Below are 16,745 nucleotides of genomic sequence, written 5' to 3'. Positions count from 1 at the left end.
TCACACTCGGAACCGCTGCGACTGCAAGTTGGCATGTTGATGCCCACCCATCTCCAGCAACCCAACTCAGACATACACCTCTCCGCCAATGATGGTGTGCTTCAGGTCGGCATCCTCATCATAGATGACAAGGTCGGCATCGGCGCCTCTCCTGATTACACCTTTCGAATCCGTTAGGCCGAGTTCGACTGCTGGATTGTAGGCGGTCATCCTGACGATATCGGTCCATCCGCAACTTGTGAATTCACGCATGTTCCTGACGGCCTGCTTCATGGTGAGTACGCTGCCCGCAAGTGTACCGTCAGCGAGCCTGGCTTCTTTTCCGGCTACATGGACGGTCTGGCCGCCGAGGTCATATTCTCCATCCGGCAGCCCTTGGGCCCTCATGGCATCGGTGATCATGACGAGGCGGTCGGGTGTGATGACATCATATGCAAGCTTCACCATTTCCGGTGTGGAATGGATGCCATCGGATATCAATTCGACATAGGCATCCGACATGTAGGAGAATCCGACGGTGCCGGGTTCACGGTGGTGAAGCCCACGCATGCCATTGTATAGGTGGGTCACATGGGAGAGGCCGAGTGCCTGGGCCTGCTTCAAGGTTTCAAATGTAGCGTCGGTGTGGCCGGCGGAAGGGATGATGTCGAGTGCCTTCAATGCATCGAGGAATTCCCCATCATCCTCTTCCGGGGCATAGGTGATCAGGCGGATCTGATTTCCGGAAATATTCTGCAGATGATGGATGGTGTCACTGTCCGGATCGAGTATATGTTTTGGATCCTGGGCGCCGGGATGCTTTTTTGAAATGAAGGGCCCCTCCTGATGGATGCCGAGCATTCTGGCACCGGAGACATATTTATAATCTGCAAGGTTCATGAGCGCCCGCTCGATGTCTTCAATCGGCGCAGTCATTGTAGTGGCAAGGAAGGAAGTCGAACCGGTTCCCGGGAGATGTTCGGAAATCTTTTCTATATACTCCATGTCTGCATCCATGGCGTCCACCCCGTCTGCACCATGGATGTGCATCTCTATGGCACCGGGCAGTACATTCATCCCTTTGGCATCGATGACCTCCCCGACTTCCGGACAGCTGTCCATCGGGCCGAAATCTTCAATCCTGCCATCGGTGCACAGCAGCCAATGGTCCTCAAGCCTCTCTTCATGTGTTGTCAGGCATGCATTTTTAATCAGGAGCCGCATAGTCCTTTCATCCTTTCCATAATCATTTGTAATCTTATTATAGTATATATGAAATAAATTCCTATACATTGATGCATAGCCATGTGCTATATTGGATGTAAGCATTTACATAAAAAGGGTGAAGGAGGATTTACATGTTACGTTATATACAGAATATGGGACGTGCTTTCATGCTTCCGGTCGCAGTACTTCCGGCTGCAGCACTACTGCTCGGCATCGGCTACGCGATCGACCCTGAGGGATGGGGCGGGGGCAGCGCCATTGCCGGTATGTTCATCAATGCAGGCGGTGCGATTCTCGATCATCTCGCGATTCTTTTTGCGGTGGGGCTCGCCTTCGGCATGTCGAAGGACAAGAACGGGGCAGCGGCACTCGCAGGCCTCGTATCATTCCTTGTCGTGACGAATCTCCTGAGTGCAGATTCTGTGGCACTGCTGCGCGGTGTTGAAGTCGAAGAGGTCGGGGAAGCTTTTGGCGTCATTGAAAACAACGTATTCCTCGGAATCATCACAGGGCTGATCAGTGCAGCGCTCTACAACCGTTTCAGTGGCACGAAACTGCCGGATTATCTGGCATTCTTCAGTGGACGGCGTGCCGTTCCGATCATCGCAGTGTTTGTCATGATCCTGCTCAGCGGCATACTCTACTTCGTATGGCCGCTGCTCTATAACGGACTGTTCAGCTTCGGTGAATGGATCAGTGGAATGGGGGCCCTTGGTGCAGGCATCTACGGATTCTTCAACCGTCTCCTGATTCCGACAGGCTTGCACCACGCATTGAACTCGGTGTTCTGGTTCGATACGGTGGGCATCAACGACATCGGAAACTTCTGGGACAATGCCGGTGAACAGGGCATCACCGGACGCTATCAGGCCGGGTTCTTCCCGATCATGATGTTCGGCCTGCCGGGCGCGGCGCTTGCCATGTACCATACGGCGAAGACGGAATACAAGAAGGCGGCGGGCTCGATCCTGCTTGCTGCCTCCCTGACGGCCTTCCTTACAGGAGTGACGGAGCCGCTTGAATTTTCATTCATGTTCCTTGCACCACTGCTCTACTTGGTGCACGCACTGCTGACAGGGCTTTCCCTGTTCATTGCAGCATTGTTCGAATGGACGGCCGGATTCGGCTTCAGCGCAGGACTCATCGACTTTGTGCTGAGTACACAGGTGCCGATTGCCAACCAGCCATATATGCTGCTCGTCCAGGGTCTGGTGTTCTTTGTCCTCTACTACTTCATCTTCAGGGTCATCATCAAAGCGATGGACCTCAAGACACCAGGACGCGATGATGCGGTACTTTCCGCGGAAGCACCGGCTGGAGCCGAAGAAGGGGAGGACCTCAAGACCTCCCATGACGACAGGTACTCCCGCAAGGCCGACCAGATCCTGATTGGCCTCGGCGGCAAGGACAACATCGATACGGTCGACTATTGTACGACACGCCTCAGGGTGAATGTCCATGATGATTCATTGATTGATGAAGATCAAATCAAGTCATCAGGGGCACACGGCATTGCGAAACCAGGCAAAAATAATGTGCAGGTCGTGGTGGGGACGGAAGTCGAACATGTTGCTGAAGAAATGAAGCGTCTCCTATAGATATATGCAGGGCACCTCTTGGAGGGGCCCTGTTATATTCTCTACCGGTTTAGTATATAATGGAGGAAAGAAAGCATAGAGGAGGAGCTTGATGTTTAATTTTCACCATCCAGTCGAGATCAAATTTGGGGAAGGGATCATTTCCCAGATCAATGAAGTTGCAGAAGCCAAAGACTACAGCCGCATCATTGTCGTATCGTCGAATTCCCAGATGAAGAACGGCACCACAGAGTTCATCAATACACAGCTTGGCGAGCGCGTAAAAGCGACCGTTTCCGACATCGAACCGAATCCGACCCTGCAGAATGTCGGCACAATCGTAGACGCGATGAACCAGCATAATGCCCACGCCGTAGTGGCCGTCGGGGGCGGATCAGCCATGGATGCCTCGAAGGCTGCCGCTGCTGCATACATGCAGGGGATTGCGATGGAAGACCTGCTCGAACATGACGACTTTACACGGGCACTGCCGGTCATAGCGATACCGACCACGAGCGGTTCAGCATCCGAAGTCACTGCAGCCAGCATCATCAGCGACAAGGAAAAGGAACTTAAAGTGCCATTGATCGGTCCGGCACTCTATCCGCAGACGGCCGTGGTCGATCCCGAGCTGACACTGACATGTCCTCCAGGCGTCACTGCGGTATCGGGGATAGACATCCTTTGCCATGCGCTCGATTGCCTGGGTTCGGTCAAGCACAATCCCGTGTCCGACGCGTTGGCGATCCGTGCGTCGAAGCTCGCATTTGAAAATCTGCTTGCTGCCTACACGGAGCCATCCAACAGGGAGGCACGCAATAATCTCTCGCTGGCGAGCATGCTGGCAGGCATGGCGTTCAGTCAGACCGGCACTTCGGGCTCGCATGCAACGAGCTACTACCTGACTTCCCATTATGGGGTGCCGCATGGCGAAGCGTGTGCATTCACGATGGATGCATGGTTTGTGATCAACGCAGAAGCGAACCCTGAAATTCAACAGCATGCCAGAGACATCGGTTTTGATGATGCAGAGGCATTGAGTGAAGCATTCAATGCCTTGAAGCGTGAGATGGGGCTTGCGATGACATTCGAAGACCTCGGCATCAGCCGGGAGGATATTCCGCAGATTGCAGAAGAAAGCATGCAGCCTGCAAATATGAAGAATAATATTGCACAGCTGTCCAAAGATGAAATTATCGGGATGCTTGAAAAGAAATAGGGGTGATGCCATGAAGAAGCGTGTCTGCCTGGTATTTTTCCTATCAATCCTAATGATGGCGGGGTGTGGCGGCATGGAAGAAAAGTCGGACTATCTGGTTGGTGTCAGGGGAGAGCTGACTGAAGAAGACCTCGATTCGGCCGGTCTGGAACCTGATGATGTCAAACAGCGCTTTTCGATGATGAAGGTGTATGTCATTTCAATGTCGGAAGAAGAGGCCGAGAAGATGGAACGCTTGGATAAGGTGAATTATGTCGAACTGGACCAGGAAGTGAATGTGCCTGATCCTCCGGGTGAGAAATGACTTCGATGAAGCCTGATATCCGGCGGCCCGAACCGAAAGACGCACCAGCCATCGCACGGATCTGCCGTAACGGATGGAAACAGACGGTGGAAGGTCTGCTCTCCCGAAGCCACCAGCATGAAACCGTCCAATTCTGGTATGGTGAAAAGAAGGTCATGCAGGATATCGGAAGAGGCCGCTACAGCTATGTAGCCGAACTCGATGGTGCAGTGGTGGGCGTAATCGGAGGCGGCAGGGCTTCCGTCCGGAGCGGGGAGATATATGTATTCTATGTGGATGAAGCCCATAGGTATAAGGGCATCGGTCGAATGCTCCTTGACCGCCTGACGGAGGATCACAGGAATAAAGGTCTGGTGGAGCAGTGCGTTTCCGTGCAGGAGGGCAACCGGCATGGCCAGCCCTTCTATGAGGCCAGGGGCTTCGAGTACATCGGAAAGAAATCGCAGAGGACGGGAACGGGTGAAGTGCAGATTTCACTGAGGTTCAGACGTCATATATAAGAAGCGCTGGGGCAGATGATCTACCCCAGCGCTTCTATTTCCTCCCTGGCAATCTGTATATGGTATGCCAATTTGTCGTCCAAGTCTTCGAGCAGGAATGCAGCTTCGCATTTGGTCAGGTGCTCTCTGGCAGGCTTGGGGTCCCTCAACGCGATGTAGATCAGTGTCATCAGGTGATGTGTTTTGCCCAGATAGAACATGGAGTTGTTTTCCTGGATGCGGATGAGCAGCTTGTAGCATACTTCCAGGGCTTGGACATAGGAATGATTATTGTAGAGGCATGAGGCGTAGCCGTAGTGGAGCTGCTTGATCATGAAGCGCTCGAAACCGTCCACACGTGGGAAATCGAGAATGCGGTTCCTGTGCTTCTGATAGAGGGCCAGTGCCTCATCATCCCGGTCCGTGACGATATAGAGGTCACCAAGGGCGTTGATGATCTCCAGTTCCAGCGACTTTATGTTTTTGGTTTCCTCCATGAGTTCGAGGAGGATCTTTTCGGCCTGCACATACTTATCGTCATTCCTTAAGTCGATTGCCGTGTATGTGCGGTAGAGCCGGTCATAGTTGCGGTATTTCAGATCGAAGCCGGGCTTTTCATTAATCGTTTTCTTGGCATCCTGAAGGGTCTGTTTGAGCATCTCCGGATGCTTGAAATAGACATAGTCCCGCAGCTTGTCGAGATAGTAGTCGATCAGTGCGTATTCGGATTCTTCATCTATGAAAAGCGTCTGCATGCTGATGCTGAGGCGCTGGCACAGTTTGTAGAGCACTTCCGCTGTAATTGCCGTATCTCCCCGTTCAAAACGGTAGATCGTCGTCATCCCGCATATCCCCTCCGAAACTTCTTTGTGGGTTAGACCTTTTTGTTGTCGAATTTCCTTGAAGCGTTCATAATATCTCATCGGTATCCTCCCCAATCAGTGAATGTTCACAATTTTTGCATATGTGAATATTGATAGAATATTTGGAATGATGCATAATATATTTATAAACATTGAAGGCGGTGATGGCATGAAAAAGATTATCAGTGCTTTGGTAGTGAGTACAATTCTATTTGGCTCATTCTCAGTAGTCAATACTTCTACAGCAGAAGCGAGTGTTGTAAAAGCTGGCTATGAAGAAGTTGGAACTTTTGGTAAAGGTTCTGGTTACCTTCCTGATGGTAGGCCAGCCCCTATCAATGTTTATTAGCAACTTCTAGTAAGTTCATTTTTTCCTTACCCTTAATTGGATTCCCTCTGCCCCGAAATGCACCCGACCTCTTAATAATTTTGGGCAGAGGGTCTTTTTTTTGTTCCAAATGAGGTCAGGTTAAATTTTTAGGACAAGATAATAATACCATATACTATATATTAAACTCGACTGTGAAGGGGAGATCCGGCGCAGTCTTTTTGTTATAATGGCCGTATTATAAAACTTTGGAGGATATCATGAAGAAATATATCAGAGTCGTTGGTGCTGTCATAGTGAATGAAAAGGATGAGATATTGTGTGCACAGAGGCCGGAAGGCAAGAACCTGGCGCTGATGTGGGAATTCCCGGGAGGCAAGATTGAAGCGGGTGAGGCACCGGCGGAAGCGCTGAAGCGTGAGCTGATGGAAGAGATGGAATGCGAAATAGAAGTGGGGGAGCGGATCACCACCACAGTGCATGACTATGACTTCGGAACGGTCGAACTGACGACATATTATGCGAAGCAGCTGTCGGGGGAAATCCAGCTCCTCGAACATATCGATATGAAATGGCTGTCACGCAAGGACATCGAAGCACTCGACTGGGCACCTGCTGACATTCCGGCCATCGAAATGATCAAAAATGGCAGCCCGGCGAAATAGGGCAGGGACCCGGTTCTTCGGAACCGGTTTTTATAGTGGATTAATATCGGAATTTTCAGTATAATGTTCCCTATACAAATTAAGGAGTGTTCTAATTAAATGAAAGTTTCCATAGTTGGTGCAGGCAACGGGGGAGTTGTAGCTGCAGCAGATCTGACCGCAAGAGGCCACGAAGTGACGCTGTACCACTCCCTCCAGGCGTTGAAGGACCCCCATGAGGACATCATGCAGGGTAAAGTGAATTTCAAGGGTGAGGCACTATATTTCCACAAATTCACCCAAGATCCGTTCGAAGCGGTGAAGGATGCAGAAGTGATCATGACATGTCTGCCGACCCATATACTCGCGCAGATGTTCGAGGAACTCATCCCATATCTTGAGGATGGCCAGATGGTCTTCATAAATGGTGCAAGTGCGATGAACAGCATGATGCTCACCAATCTGTTGAAGGAGAAGCGTCCCGAGGTTTCGGTTCTGATCGGGGAATCGATGTCCCTGACATATGCTGCACGATATGACTATGAAGAAAACGATGCGGATATCATACTGAGGAGCAGGCACAACCTGTTCAGTGCATATCCGAGCAGTGATACTGAGAAGATGATGGAGAAGCTTGGCGTGCTCTATGATACGCTCGTACCGGCTGCGAACATCATTGAAACGGCATTGAACAACGGAAACCCGGAGAGCCATCCGGCCCCTTCCATATTGAATACGGGCTTCATCGACAATCATGGTGAGGAGTTCTACCTCTACCGCGATGGGGTGACCCATCATACGGTCAAAGTGATCGAAGCGATAGATGAAGAGCGCCAGAAGATATGCGAGGCCCTCGAATTTGAAGCGCTGGACAAATCCGCGCGTTCGGAAAGGAGCACCTATTTCGAGCCGGGCAAGCCGCTTAAGGAGCAGTACAACGAAAGTCCGGTACTGAAGGATCTGGTAGGTCCCGTGACGCTGAACAACCGTTATGTTGTCGAGGATGTGGGCTATGGCCTCGTCCTGTGGAAGAGCATTGCTGAAGCGGTGGATGTGGAGACACCTTCGATCGACTCCATCATCCACCTGACTTCACTGATGCTTGAAGTTGATTTCACGCGGGAGGGACTGACGCTTGAGAAGATTGGTCTGGACGGCACAAAGGACCTGAACGCACAAGTATAGAAATATCCCCGGCTCTTCAAGAAGCCGGGGATATCCATTCTATTCGTTCTTATTGTGGATGATGGTTTCAGCACCGCGGTTTTCGGCAATTTCCTTTGCCCGACTGATTGCGTCATTCTTATTGTCGTATGTGTTGCTCGGACGTTTTGCCCCCTTGGTCTGGACTTTCCATTCATCGTCCTCAAAGAAGACCTCCACATTATTGTCTGCAATCTTGCCTCCCTGTGAACCGGGATCCTTTTCATGGTCTGTGACTTTTTCATCCTTGAGTTCATCCAGTTCCTTCTGGGAAGCATCCTGGTACCATTCCTGGGCCTGCTCGGTGCCGATCGGGATGGCACGGCCTTCGTCGTAGCCTTCCTCAAGCAGGGCATTGATGATGTCAATCGCCTTTTTACGCTCCAGCTTCTCCATGTTCTTCAAAGAATCCGGATAGTCGTTCATTGTATAAGGCATCTCCATTTCCCCTTTCATCAATATTTAGTATTATAGTACCCATACAGAGGAAAGTTAAAGGTGATAATATGCTGTTTACATTTACCGTAACATCCAAAGTGAGGGAAGAGTACATCAATATCGATGCACTTGTCGAAGAAGCGCTCGAAAAGAGCGGGGTCGAAGCGGGCATCATGGCGATATTCACTCCGCACACGACGGCCGGAATCACGATCAATGAAAATGCAGACCCTGATGTGACACGTGACCTGGTCTATGGAATGAACATGACGTTCGACAATAAGAAGGAGTACAGGCATGCAGAGGGCAATTCGGACTCCCATATGAAGTCCTCGTTGACGGGTGCCAGCGAGACCCTGATCATAGATGGCGGCGAAGTTATCTATGGCACATGGCAGAGTACCTATTTTGCCGAGTTCGACGGACCGAGGGACCGCAAGGTGCACATCAAAGTGATTGAAGGGTAGAAATAAAAAAACCTGCACCTTGTGGATGCAGGAAAAATAGGAGAAATTTTTAAGAAAATGGAATAGGTTAGTTAATAGTGATTAACTACTATTATAATACTGAATTTTCAGATAAATATCAACCCTCTTTCAAAAGTTTTTGAATGAATTTTAGATTCTCAGGGTAGAGGGGTTAAAATAATTCATGGAGGTCAATATGGAATTCATAAAATCATTGCTCAGTTTCCTGCTTAAATTGATTCTTGTACTTATTCTGGTGGGCACAGCCGGAGTGGCCATCCTCGCCTTCTTCCTGAAGAAGGATGTCGATGAGATCAAGGAATTCACCGAGAAGCTCAAGCATGAGCTGGAAGCGGAAAATAATTAGATTAAAAAAAGCTGACCCCCGGTCAGCTTTTTTTGATGGTGCAGGATCACGCGATCCCGTTTCCAGTCTATTCGTTCAGCACACGGTCCAATACTTCAATGTTATCCTGCATGATGGACTGGTAGGTGGCTTCCGGGTCATCTTCGTCATTCAATACAGAGAGGTTGTGGAACTCGAGTGGCTCTGTGTCGGTCTCTTCACGTATCGTGTCGGTGATTTTTGAAGTGATGTTCTGCTCGTAAAGGATATAAGGTATTTCCTTGGCTTCAATATCCTCGATGATCTGGGTCAGTTCCTGCTGTGAAGGCTCCTGGTTGTTCAATCCGGATATCCCGACCTGCTCGAAATGGTATCTGTCGGCAAGGTAGCCGATGGATTCATGGGAGATGTAGACGGTGTCACGGAGGGGGGCTTCTGTAATGGAGGCAAGTTCCGCATCAATGTCAGTCAGTTCCTGTTCCAGCGCTTCGAAGTTTTCAGTGTAGTCCGAAGCGTTGTCGGGATCCATTTCCACAAGCTGGTCTTTAATGGCCGAGGCCATTTCTATAGAAAGGTTGGGATCGAGCCAGATATGGGGATCTGTACCATTTCCGTGTCCGTGGTCTTCATGTCCTTCTTCACTTTCGTGGTCATGTTCGTCTTCATGACCTTCTTCAGCTTCCTCATGTTCATGATCGTGCTCAAATGCCTCTTCAGGGATACCTTCGGCGGCCGGGAAGAATACAGTATGATCTTCCACTGCCCCCCGGATCTTTTGGGAGACCGGATCGAGGTCATCCGCCGTATAGATGAAGAGGTCGCCTTCTGCATATTCGAGCATATCCTTCTGAGTAGGTTCATAAGTATGGATGTCGGCACCGTTCGGGTAGATGGTCTCGACCGAAACAGACCCGCCGCCGATCTGCTCGGCGAAACTCTTCAATGGGAATACGGTCGTATAGATTGTCAGTACATCATCGTCTGTTTCATTGGAATCTGTAGTCGATGAACCGCATGCAGCGAGGGCCATCACCAAAAGGGCCATCAAGCCCGGGAATAGATATTTTTTCATAATGTACTCCTTCATAACGTAATGATTACGATTTAAAATTATATCGTAATGATTTCGATTAGGCAAGTGCAATTTTAAATTTTAGGCCCTTTCCACAAAAGTGTTGAAAAAATATCGATAAACCTTTAAAATGGTTAAGGCGGTTCAATGTTGATGAGGAACCTGTTATCATTGAAGACCATCGTTTCATCCCCCGGGATGATCAACTGGCCAGTTGAAACGGAGTCCGGGTCAGCTTCCAACAAGCCCCTGGACATGGTATAATAGCAACATTATCCCAATTTGGATGTTCCTCACCGCAAAGCGGAACAGGTAATGAATAAAGGAGGCGTAACTGATGAGAGTAAATGTAACTTTGGCTTGCACTGATTGTGGAGATCGTAACTATATTACGACTAAAAACAAAAGAAACAATCCTGAGCGTATTGAAATGAAGAAATACTGCCCAAGATCCAATAGCTATACAATCCACCGTGAAACAAAGTAACGGGGATGCCGCCCATCGGGCGGCTTTTTTATTTTGTCATAAAGGTGGCGCTTTTGGGTGTATGCTTCGATCTGTAGTGTGGTATATTGGGATAAAAAGGGTATGAAGGAGCGCATTTTTATGACAACGATTATGGATGGCAAAGCAGTTGCGGCACATTTATCAGAAGGGATCCAGCATGCTCTCGAAGAATCGCATAAGCATGGGATCCAGCCGAAGGTCGCCTTTGTGAGGGTGGGGGACCTGTCGGATTCCATCTCCTATGAACGGGCGGCTATGAAAAGGTTCGAGAAGCTGTCCATCGAGACGGAACAGTACCACTTTCCGGAGGATATTTCCGCCAGGGCCTTTCTGACGAAATTCAGGGAGATCAATGAGGATTATTCGATAAATGGCATACTGCTTCTGCAGCCGCTTCCCGAGCACATCGATATGAAGCGGGTGGTGGAACTGATGAACCCGATGAAGGATATCGATGGGATGACGCCTTTCAACCTCGGTCAGGTATTGACCAATGAGAAGAACAGGCTTGAACCATGTACACCGGCGGGTGTGATGGAGATGCTTGATTTCTATGACATAGATCTGAAAGGGAAGAACGTGACAGTCGTTGGAGCGAGTGCCGTAGTCGGCAAGCCGCTCTCACTGCTGTTCATGAACCGGGATGCGACGGTGACGACATGCAACCTCTATACCGATGACCTGGTGGCCAAATGCAGCAATGCAGATGTCATCGTCAGTGCAGCCGGTGCGATGAACCTGATACGCGCCGAGCATGTGAAGGAGGGGGCGATCGTCATCGATGTCGGCATCAACTTCAACGATGAAGGAAAGATGGTCGGCGATGTCGATTATGAAGGAGTAAAGGACAAGGCCTCCTATATCACGCCTGTTCCCGGCGGCGTCGGAGCGATTACGACGACCGTCCTCGCCTATCATCTGATGATGGCAACCGACTATCAGAAGGAACCGGTCCTCTTCCTGGAACGCTAGAGAAAAGCCATGCAGAAAATTTTCTGCATGGCTTTTCTGATATCACGCTACAGCATGGTGATGTCCAGAATGTCTATGAATGAAATGAATGTCATTTCGGCATCATCGTCCGGATGATGGCCGATCAGCACCATGCTCCATGTATCGACCTGGACGAGTCTGAGTTCGGCATGGAAACGGAAGCCATCGTAGTAATATTCGACATCTACACACCGTTTCTCATGCAGCGCCTTCTTCAGGATGTGGTTCATCTCATCCAGCCGGTCATCGGACAGGACCGGCCGCTCGATCCGGGTCTGGTCCTTGATCATCCGGTCGACCCTTTCAAACTGTTCGGGCATGGTGGCGAAGGGCGCCCATTTGATCATCCCGCGCCCCTGTGGAATATTGGAGTCGAGTTCATCCATCGGCATATCGCGGTAGTCCATCTGCATCCCCCCTCATTGTCCTGTGCCTCTGCCAATTCCAATTATACGAACATGTGTTCGCTTTTTCAAGTGGAATTTATCTTTTCATTTAGGGTATGGGAGAGGGTATGCTACTATAATAGAAAAAGATGGAGGAGGAATCAGCATGATCGGGTACGTCGGTACTTATACAAAAGAGCATGGAAAAGGGATATACAAGTTCAATCTGGACACGGAAGCAGGAAAACTGACCGCCGTGGAAGAGGCGGCGGAATCTCCAAACGCGACCTATCTGGATATCGAAAACGACCGCGTATATGCAGTGAAGAAGGGCAAGACGAAGGCGGGCATCGCCACATTCGAAATCAGCGATCTCGAGACGGGGGAGCTGCGCTTCATCGAAGACTGCCTGGAGGAAGGCGCTTCAGGCTGCCATCTGACGCTCACTTCAGATCAGAATTATATAGTGGATGCGGTCTACCTCTCCGGGGAAATCAGGCTGTACCGCGTGGATGAACGTGGCGTGGCATCAGAGCGTCTGGATATTTTCCAAGTGGAGGGCGATGGCCCCCATGAACGCCAGGACAATCCCCACTCCCATTTCGTCACTGAAACGCCGGATAAGAGATACATCGCAGCGGTGGATCTCGGGGCGGACAAGATTGTGACGCTTGAGATCAGGGACGACAAGCTGCATAAGATTTCGGAATGCACGGTTGCGGCAGGGAGCGGGCCAAGGCATCTGGTTTTTGACGACAGCGGCACCCATGCCTATATTTTCACTGAGCTTTCCAACGAAGTGATCGTCGCCAACTATCATGATGGGGAATTCTTCCCTGTGGAGACATATTCCGCACTTCCCGAATCATTCGAAGGACATTCCCAGGGCGCTGCAATCCGCAAGCATCCGAATGGGAAATACATCTATGTATCGAACCGCGGCCATGACAGCATCGCCGCATTTGAAATCATTGAGGAGGGCAAAGCGCTGAAACGCCTCCAGATCGAGTCCACGAACGGGGACTGGCCGAGGGACTTCAACCTCACACCGGATGGGGACTATCTGATATGTGCCCACGAGCGTTCCCACAACCTTGTACTGTTCAGGGTGAATGACGACGGCACCATCGAACGGCAGGAAGGCGAACTGGAAGTGCCGGAAGGCGTCTTTGTCGGATTCGTCTAAATGAACAGTAGAGGCATATGGGCTGTCCTGGTTCTGATGGCAGTTGCGGTCGGATTGCTTTTTCTGCCGCTGGCGGACCGGACGAGCGGTTCCGAGCGGGTGATCGTCGACCATACACTCGAGGAGATCGTCCATCCCGGGTGCTACGACCAGGCGGAACTCACAAACTATATCGATGAGGTGTCATTCTCCAGGGCGACGGACGAGCTGGGATACCGGATTGAGGATGAATGTTCAAAGGAGCGTCTTCAGGAAGGCAAGGAGAGTGTAATAAGTAAAATATTTAATTGATTCAAGTATGCTGATAATATTGATTTTTCAGAAAACTGATGATATTATTTGTTCATACCATTTTTTCATTCTTTCAACTATTTTTGGAATTGCCTTCCATAGGAAAACCCCGCCACACTGAAATGTGGCGGGGTTTTCTGATGTCATTTTATTTTTATGTCGTCATACTTCGAGTCGCGGATGGCGTAGGAGACGTATGGGCAGGTCGGCTGGACCTTCTTGCCGTCCTCACGTGCCATTTCAACCACTTCATCCACCAGGTCCTTTGCCAGTCCCCTGTTGCGGTGGCTTGGCTTCGTGTAGGTGCTGGTCACATCATAGTACTCCTCATGATTGTTGTAGATGAGTTCCGCAACGACTTCGTGTCCTTCTTCCAGATAAAGTCTGCCATCTTCCTTCTTCAGCATATAGATGCCTCCTTATGACAATGCTTTTGTAATCTGTGGTACTACCTGCTTCTTGCGTGATACGACACCTTCAAGAACCGCCGAATTCTCATCAAGGGCGACATCGAACGCCTTTTCGATGGATTTGGCGTGGGCGCCGAGTGCGAGGACCCTGGAGTTGGAGTTCAGGATGTCCGTGACTACAAGTACGAAAAGATCGTAGCCATCCTTCTCAATCTGTTCATTGATGGCAGATTCGAGTTCTTCCTTGCGCTCGAAGACTTCATCCACATCCACAACGTTGACCTGGGCGATGCGGGTAGAACGCTCACCCATCTCGAATGTCTTTGCATCACCGGTGATGAGTGCCTCTGCAGACTTGTCGCTTGTGGACGCGCCGGCCTTCAGCATTTCGATGCCGTATTCCTCGAGGTCGACTTCCGCGGTCTCCTTCAATGCTTCGGCAGCTTTCCTGTCCTCTTCAGTCGTAGTCGGTGATTTGAACAGCAGTGTATCCGAGATGATTGCGGAAAGCATGAGTCCTGCCATCTCCCTGGAGATGGTGAGGTCGTTTTCCGCATATATCTTCTTCAGGATCGTCGCCGTACAGCCGACGGGCTCTGCACGATAGTAGAGCGGGGACTCCGTACGGAAGTTGGATATGCGGTGATGGTCGTACACTTTCAGTATGTCGGCATTCTCGATGTTCTCTGCGGACTGCTGGAACTCATTGTGGTCCACCAGGATGACCGGTGCATCGTCTTCGAGCGGTTCGAGCATTGCCGGGGCTTCGACACCGAAGTGGTCGAGCGCATACTGCGTCTCAGGATTGACTTCACCAAGGCGCCGGGCTGCAGCGTCATTGCCGAGCTGCTGCTCGATGTCCGCAGTGACGAGTGCGGAAGTGATCGTATCCGTATCCGGGTTCTGGTGTCCGAAAATTTTTGTCTGGGTCATGTTTCATTCTCCTTTTGATATGTTATTACTCTTCCCATTTTATCATTGTAGTATGCATCCTTCTACGGTTCTACAGTGGCACCGAGTGCATTTTTGAAATGATCGAGTGCGCTCTCATGTCCCGCCGGGTTGAAGGAGGCGACGCATGAGGCGGGGACGACGATGCCATAGCCGTTGTTGTAGGCGTCCACGGCGGTGTGCATGATGCATATGTCGGTCACAAGACCGGTCAGCGTCACGGTGTCGACCTTCCGCTCCTGGAGCAGCTGGTTGAGGGGTGTGCCGGCAAATGCGCTGTAGCGGCGCTTGTCGATGAAGAAGATATTCTGTTCATCCTTGATTTCCTCGTAGACATCATGGACCCTGCCATAGAGTGCACGTCCCTCCGTCCCTTCTATGTTGTGGGGTGGAAACAGCTTCGATTCGGGGTGCAGGTCGTCCTGTTCGAAATGAAGGTCCATCATGAAGAATATCGGCTGACAGGCTTCGTGGGCCTCACGGATCCTGTCCACGATGGCCGCCTCGATTGCCTGGGCGGCTTCTCCTGCGGTCAACTTACCGTCGGGTGCTGCAAAATCATATGAATAGTCGATGACGAGCAGTGCATTGTTCATCTGTAATCCTCCTTGTGCTTCATTATTTTCATATCCATTATGCCACATCCCGGCGCCTATACATAAATGATATATTCAGCAGGGTGATGATGGCGATGGCGATCGTGAAGAAGATGAAGTAGTAGTTCCCGCCCGAGGCGGTGATGATGTACCCGCCGATGACAGGTCCGACGATGCTGCCGAGGCTGAACATGATACCCGCCATCAAATTGCCCGCCGGAAGGTTGGACTTCGGTGTGATGTCCGTCATGTAGCTGATGCCTAAGGAGTACATGGAGCCGACGAAGACGCCGGCGAGTATGAACAGCATCACCAGCATGGCGAAGGAGCTGCTGTAGAGTTCCATGAACAGGAACGTCACACCTCCGAGCACGAGCAGTACGGTGATGAGCCGGCTGCGTCCGACGCGGTCCCCGAGCGCACCGATCGGCACCTGCAGGAGTATGGCGCCGAAGCTGAAGGCAGGCAGTATCCAGGTGATGTCGGAAATGGTGAATCCATTCCTGACTGCAAAGACGGGGAAGTTGCTGTTGAGCGATGCCTCGAAGATGCCGAACAGCATCGGGAACAGGAAGGCGATCCAGCTCGTTGCGAGCACAGCCTTGAAATTCCTGAAGGTATTGAACAGCGTGATGGGCGCGCCGGAATCGACCGGCATCGCATCTTCAGCCCCCTTCAGCAGGAAGATGAGCGGCCAGCCCATCATGGTGAGTACGCCCGAGACGACGAAGGGCAGCGGTTCCCAGATGACCACGAGCTCGCTGATCTTCGGTCCGATCATGAAGCCGAACGAGAAGAACAGGCCATAGAAGGCGATGACACGTCCGAGCTTGTGCTGCGGGGTGCTCTGGGTCAGCCATGTCTGTGTACTGAAATGGAGCACATTGTCGCCGACTCCGACGAGGAGGCGGAGCAGGAACCAGATCCATATCGATTCCAGAACCGGGAACAGCAGCATGGATATGCCGACGATGACCCCTCCGGCGATGATCATGGGCCTGAAGCCGTATTTCCTGAGCGGTGCTTCGATGAATAGGGCGGACACGAGCACCCCTATGTAGAGTCCTGAGGCATGCAGTCCGTTGAGAGTGGCATGCACTTCCCGGTTCTCCAGGATGAAGGAGATGAGGGGGAGGAGCATGCCCTGCGAGAATCCGGATATGCAGACGATCAGGGAGAGGATGACGAAGCGTGCCCTGAAACTTGCAAATTTCATGGTATTCCTCCAATGATATTTATGTTGGTATGGAATTTGGTTGTGTTAGAATGATTATAACT

The 16,745-nt window shown here is 50.8% G+C and carries 23 protein-coding genes; 13 read left to right on the top strand and 10 right to left on the bottom strand.

The window, feature by feature from the left end; genetic code table 11:
- Positions 1–66 precede the first annotated feature (66 nt).
- Complete coding sequence (gene nagA / locus EDC33_RS09665) at positions 67–1,203, bottom strand: N-acetylglucosamine-6-phosphate deacetylase (RefSeq protein WP_124011005.1); 1,137 nt, start codon at positions 1,201–1,203, stop codon at positions 67–69.
- 134 nt (positions 1,204–1,337) lie between these two features.
- Here nagA and nagE point away from each other — a divergent pair, with 134 nt between their 5' ends.
- The 4 genes from nagE (at position 1,338) to EDC33_RS09645 (ending at position 4,806) form a co-directional block, all read left to right on the top strand.
- Positions 1,338–2,804, top strand: a complete 1,467-nt coding sequence (gene nagE / locus EDC33_RS09660; protein ID WP_124011004.1) for an N-acetylglucosamine-specific PTS transporter subunit IIBC — start codon at positions 1,338–1,340, stop codon at positions 2,802–2,804.
- A 91-nt stretch (positions 2,805–2,895) separates the two neighbouring features.
- The gene (locus EDC33_RS09655; protein WP_124011003.1) at positions 2,896–4,002 is read left to right on the top strand and encodes an iron-containing alcohol dehydrogenase; all 1,107 of its coding nucleotides are present in this window, start codon (positions 2,896–2,898) and stop codon (positions 4,000–4,002) included.
- A 10-nt stretch (positions 4,003–4,012) separates the two neighbouring features.
- A complete protein-coding gene (locus tag EDC33_RS09650) occupies positions 4,013–4,306 on the top strand; it encodes a protease inhibitor I9 family protein (protein ID WP_040106440.1) in 294 nt (97 codons plus the stop codon).
- Positions 4,303–4,806: a GNAT family N-acetyltransferase gene (locus tag EDC33_RS09645; RefSeq protein WP_228311689.1), complete on the top strand. Its 504-nt coding sequence runs from the start codon at positions 4,303–4,305 to the stop codon at positions 4,804–4,806. The genes EDC33_RS09650 and EDC33_RS09645 overlap by 4 nt, the downstream gene beginning before the upstream one ends.
- A gap of 20 nt (positions 4,807–4,826) precedes the next feature.
- Here EDC33_RS09645 and EDC33_RS09640 read toward each other — a convergent pair whose 3' ends face one another.
- Positions 4,827–5,708, bottom strand: a complete 882-nt coding sequence (locus tag EDC33_RS09640) for a helix-turn-helix domain-containing protein (protein ID WP_124011002.1) — start codon at positions 5,706–5,708, stop codon at positions 4,827–4,829.
- A gap of 43 nt (positions 5,709–5,751) precedes the next feature.
- On the opposite strand from EDC33_RS09640, the gene EDC33_RS09635 reads away from it, so the two are divergent.
- The 3 genes from EDC33_RS09635 (at position 5,752) to EDC33_RS09625 (ending at position 7,805) form a co-directional block, all read left to right on the top strand.
- A complete protein-coding gene (locus EDC33_RS09635; RefSeq protein ID WP_249036089.1) occupies positions 5,752–5,997 on the top strand; it encodes a hypothetical protein in 246 nt (81 codons plus the stop codon).
- A 239-nt stretch (positions 5,998–6,236) separates the two neighbouring features.
- Entirely contained in the window at positions 6,237–6,641 is a 405-nt protein-coding gene (locus EDC33_RS09630) for a (deoxy)nucleoside triphosphate pyrophosphohydrolase (protein ID WP_094907020.1), read from the top strand.
- Positions 6,642–6,740: 99 nt separating this feature from the next.
- Positions 6,741–7,805, top strand: coding sequence for an NAD/NADP-dependent octopine/nopaline dehydrogenase family protein (locus EDC33_RS09625; RefSeq protein WP_094907021.1), 1,065 nt, complete (start codon positions 6,741–6,743; stop codon positions 7,803–7,805).
- A 39-nt stretch (positions 7,806–7,844) separates the two neighbouring features.
- On the opposite strand, the gene EDC33_RS09620 is transcribed toward EDC33_RS09625, so the two are convergent.
- Positions 7,845–8,261 (bottom strand): DUF2188 domain-containing protein, encoded by a 417-nt coding sequence (locus EDC33_RS09620; protein WP_124011001.1) that lies wholly within the window; start codon positions 8,259–8,261, stop codon positions 7,845–7,847.
- Positions 8,262–8,329: 68 nt separating this feature from the next.
- Here EDC33_RS09620 and EDC33_RS09615 point away from each other — a divergent pair, with 68 nt between their 5' ends.
- The gene (locus tag EDC33_RS09615) at positions 8,330–8,728 is read left to right on the top strand and encodes a secondary thiamine-phosphate synthase enzyme YjbQ (RefSeq protein ID WP_124011000.1); all 399 of its coding nucleotides are present in this window, start codon (positions 8,330–8,332) and stop codon (positions 8,726–8,728) included.
- Positions 8,729–8,924: 196 nt separating this feature from the next.
- Positions 8,925–9,095, top strand: coding sequence for a hypothetical protein (locus EDC33_RS12680; RefSeq protein ID WP_170156395.1), 171 nt, complete (start codon positions 8,925–8,927; stop codon positions 9,093–9,095).
- Between the two features lie 67 nt (positions 9,096–9,162).
- Here EDC33_RS12680 and EDC33_RS09610 read toward each other — a convergent pair whose 3' ends face one another.
- Both EDC33_RS09610 and EDC33_RS12880 read right to left on the bottom strand, forming a co-directional pair.
- Entirely contained in the window at positions 9,163–10,146 is a 984-nt protein-coding gene (locus EDC33_RS09610) for a metal ABC transporter solute-binding protein, Zn/Mn family (RefSeq protein WP_124010999.1), read from the bottom strand.
- 134 nt (positions 10,147–10,280) lie between these two features.
- Positions 10,281–10,403 (bottom strand): hypothetical protein, encoded by a 123-nt coding sequence (locus EDC33_RS12880; protein WP_255620880.1) that lies wholly within the window; start codon positions 10,401–10,403, stop codon positions 10,281–10,283.
- An 80-nt stretch (positions 10,404–10,483) separates the two neighbouring features.
- Here EDC33_RS12880 and rpmG point away from each other — a divergent pair, with 80 nt between their 5' ends.
- Both rpmG and EDC33_RS09600 read left to right on the top strand, forming a co-directional pair.
- The gene (gene rpmG / locus EDC33_RS09605) at positions 10,484–10,633 is read left to right on the top strand and encodes a 50S ribosomal protein L33 (RefSeq protein WP_084184929.1); all 150 of its coding nucleotides are present in this window, start codon (positions 10,484–10,486) and stop codon (positions 10,631–10,633) included.
- 120 nt (positions 10,634–10,753) lie between these two features.
- Positions 10,754–11,626, top strand: a complete 873-nt coding sequence (locus tag EDC33_RS09600; protein ID WP_124010998.1) for a bifunctional 5,10-methylenetetrahydrofolate dehydrogenase/5,10-methenyltetrahydrofolate cyclohydrolase — start codon at positions 10,754–10,756, stop codon at positions 11,624–11,626.
- Positions 11,627–11,673: 47 nt separating this feature from the next.
- Here the strand turns inward: EDC33_RS09600 and EDC33_RS09595 are convergent, their stop codons facing one another.
- The gene (locus EDC33_RS09595; RefSeq protein WP_124010997.1) at positions 11,674–12,054 is read right to left on the bottom strand and encodes a YolD-like family protein; all 381 of its coding nucleotides are present in this window, start codon (positions 12,052–12,054) and stop codon (positions 11,674–11,676) included.
- Positions 12,055–12,199: 145 nt separating this feature from the next.
- Here EDC33_RS09595 and EDC33_RS09590 point away from each other — a divergent pair, with 145 nt between their 5' ends.
- Positions 12,200–13,219 carry a lactonase family protein gene (locus tag EDC33_RS09590; RefSeq protein ID WP_124010996.1) on the top strand — a complete coding sequence of 340 codons (1,020 nt, stop codon included), beginning with the start codon at positions 12,200–12,202 and terminating at the stop codon, positions 13,217–13,219.
- On the top strand, positions 13,220–13,510 hold the full coding sequence (locus tag EDC33_RS09585; RefSeq protein WP_094907028.1) for an alpha-amylase: 291 nt from the start codon (positions 13,220–13,222) through the stop codon (positions 13,508–13,510). It abuts the gene before it with no gap.
- 143 nt (positions 13,511–13,653) lie between these two features.
- On the opposite strand, the gene EDC33_RS09580 is transcribed toward EDC33_RS09585, so the two are convergent.
- From EDC33_RS09580 to EDC33_RS09565, 4 genes are all read right to left on the bottom strand, one after another.
- Positions 13,654–13,917, bottom strand: a complete 264-nt coding sequence (locus tag EDC33_RS09580) for a GNAT family N-acetyltransferase (protein ID WP_094907029.1) — start codon at positions 13,915–13,917, stop codon at positions 13,654–13,656.
- A 12-nt stretch (positions 13,918–13,929) separates the two neighbouring features.
- Entirely contained in the window at positions 13,930–14,853 is a 924-nt protein-coding gene (locus EDC33_RS09575) for a manganese-dependent inorganic pyrophosphatase (protein ID WP_124010995.1), read from the bottom strand.
- A 62-nt stretch (positions 14,854–14,915) separates the two neighbouring features.
- A complete protein-coding gene (locus tag EDC33_RS09570) occupies positions 14,916–15,467 on the bottom strand; it encodes a cysteine hydrolase family protein (RefSeq protein ID WP_094907031.1) in 552 nt (183 codons plus the stop codon).
- Positions 15,468–15,504: 37 nt separating this feature from the next.
- Positions 15,505–16,683 (bottom strand): MFS transporter, encoded by a 1,179-nt coding sequence (locus EDC33_RS09565; RefSeq protein ID WP_094907032.1) that lies wholly within the window; start codon positions 16,681–16,683, stop codon positions 15,505–15,507.
- Positions 16,684–16,745: the final 62 nt, after the last annotated feature.

Origin of the sequence: Salinicoccus roseus (assembly GCF_003814515.1) — a bacterium.
In the GTDB taxonomy this organism is placed as follows: Bacteria; Bacillota; Bacilli; order Staphylococcales; family Salinicoccaceae; genus Salinicoccus; species Salinicoccus roseus.
This window is presented reverse-complemented; position numbering and strand designations above follow the sequence as displayed.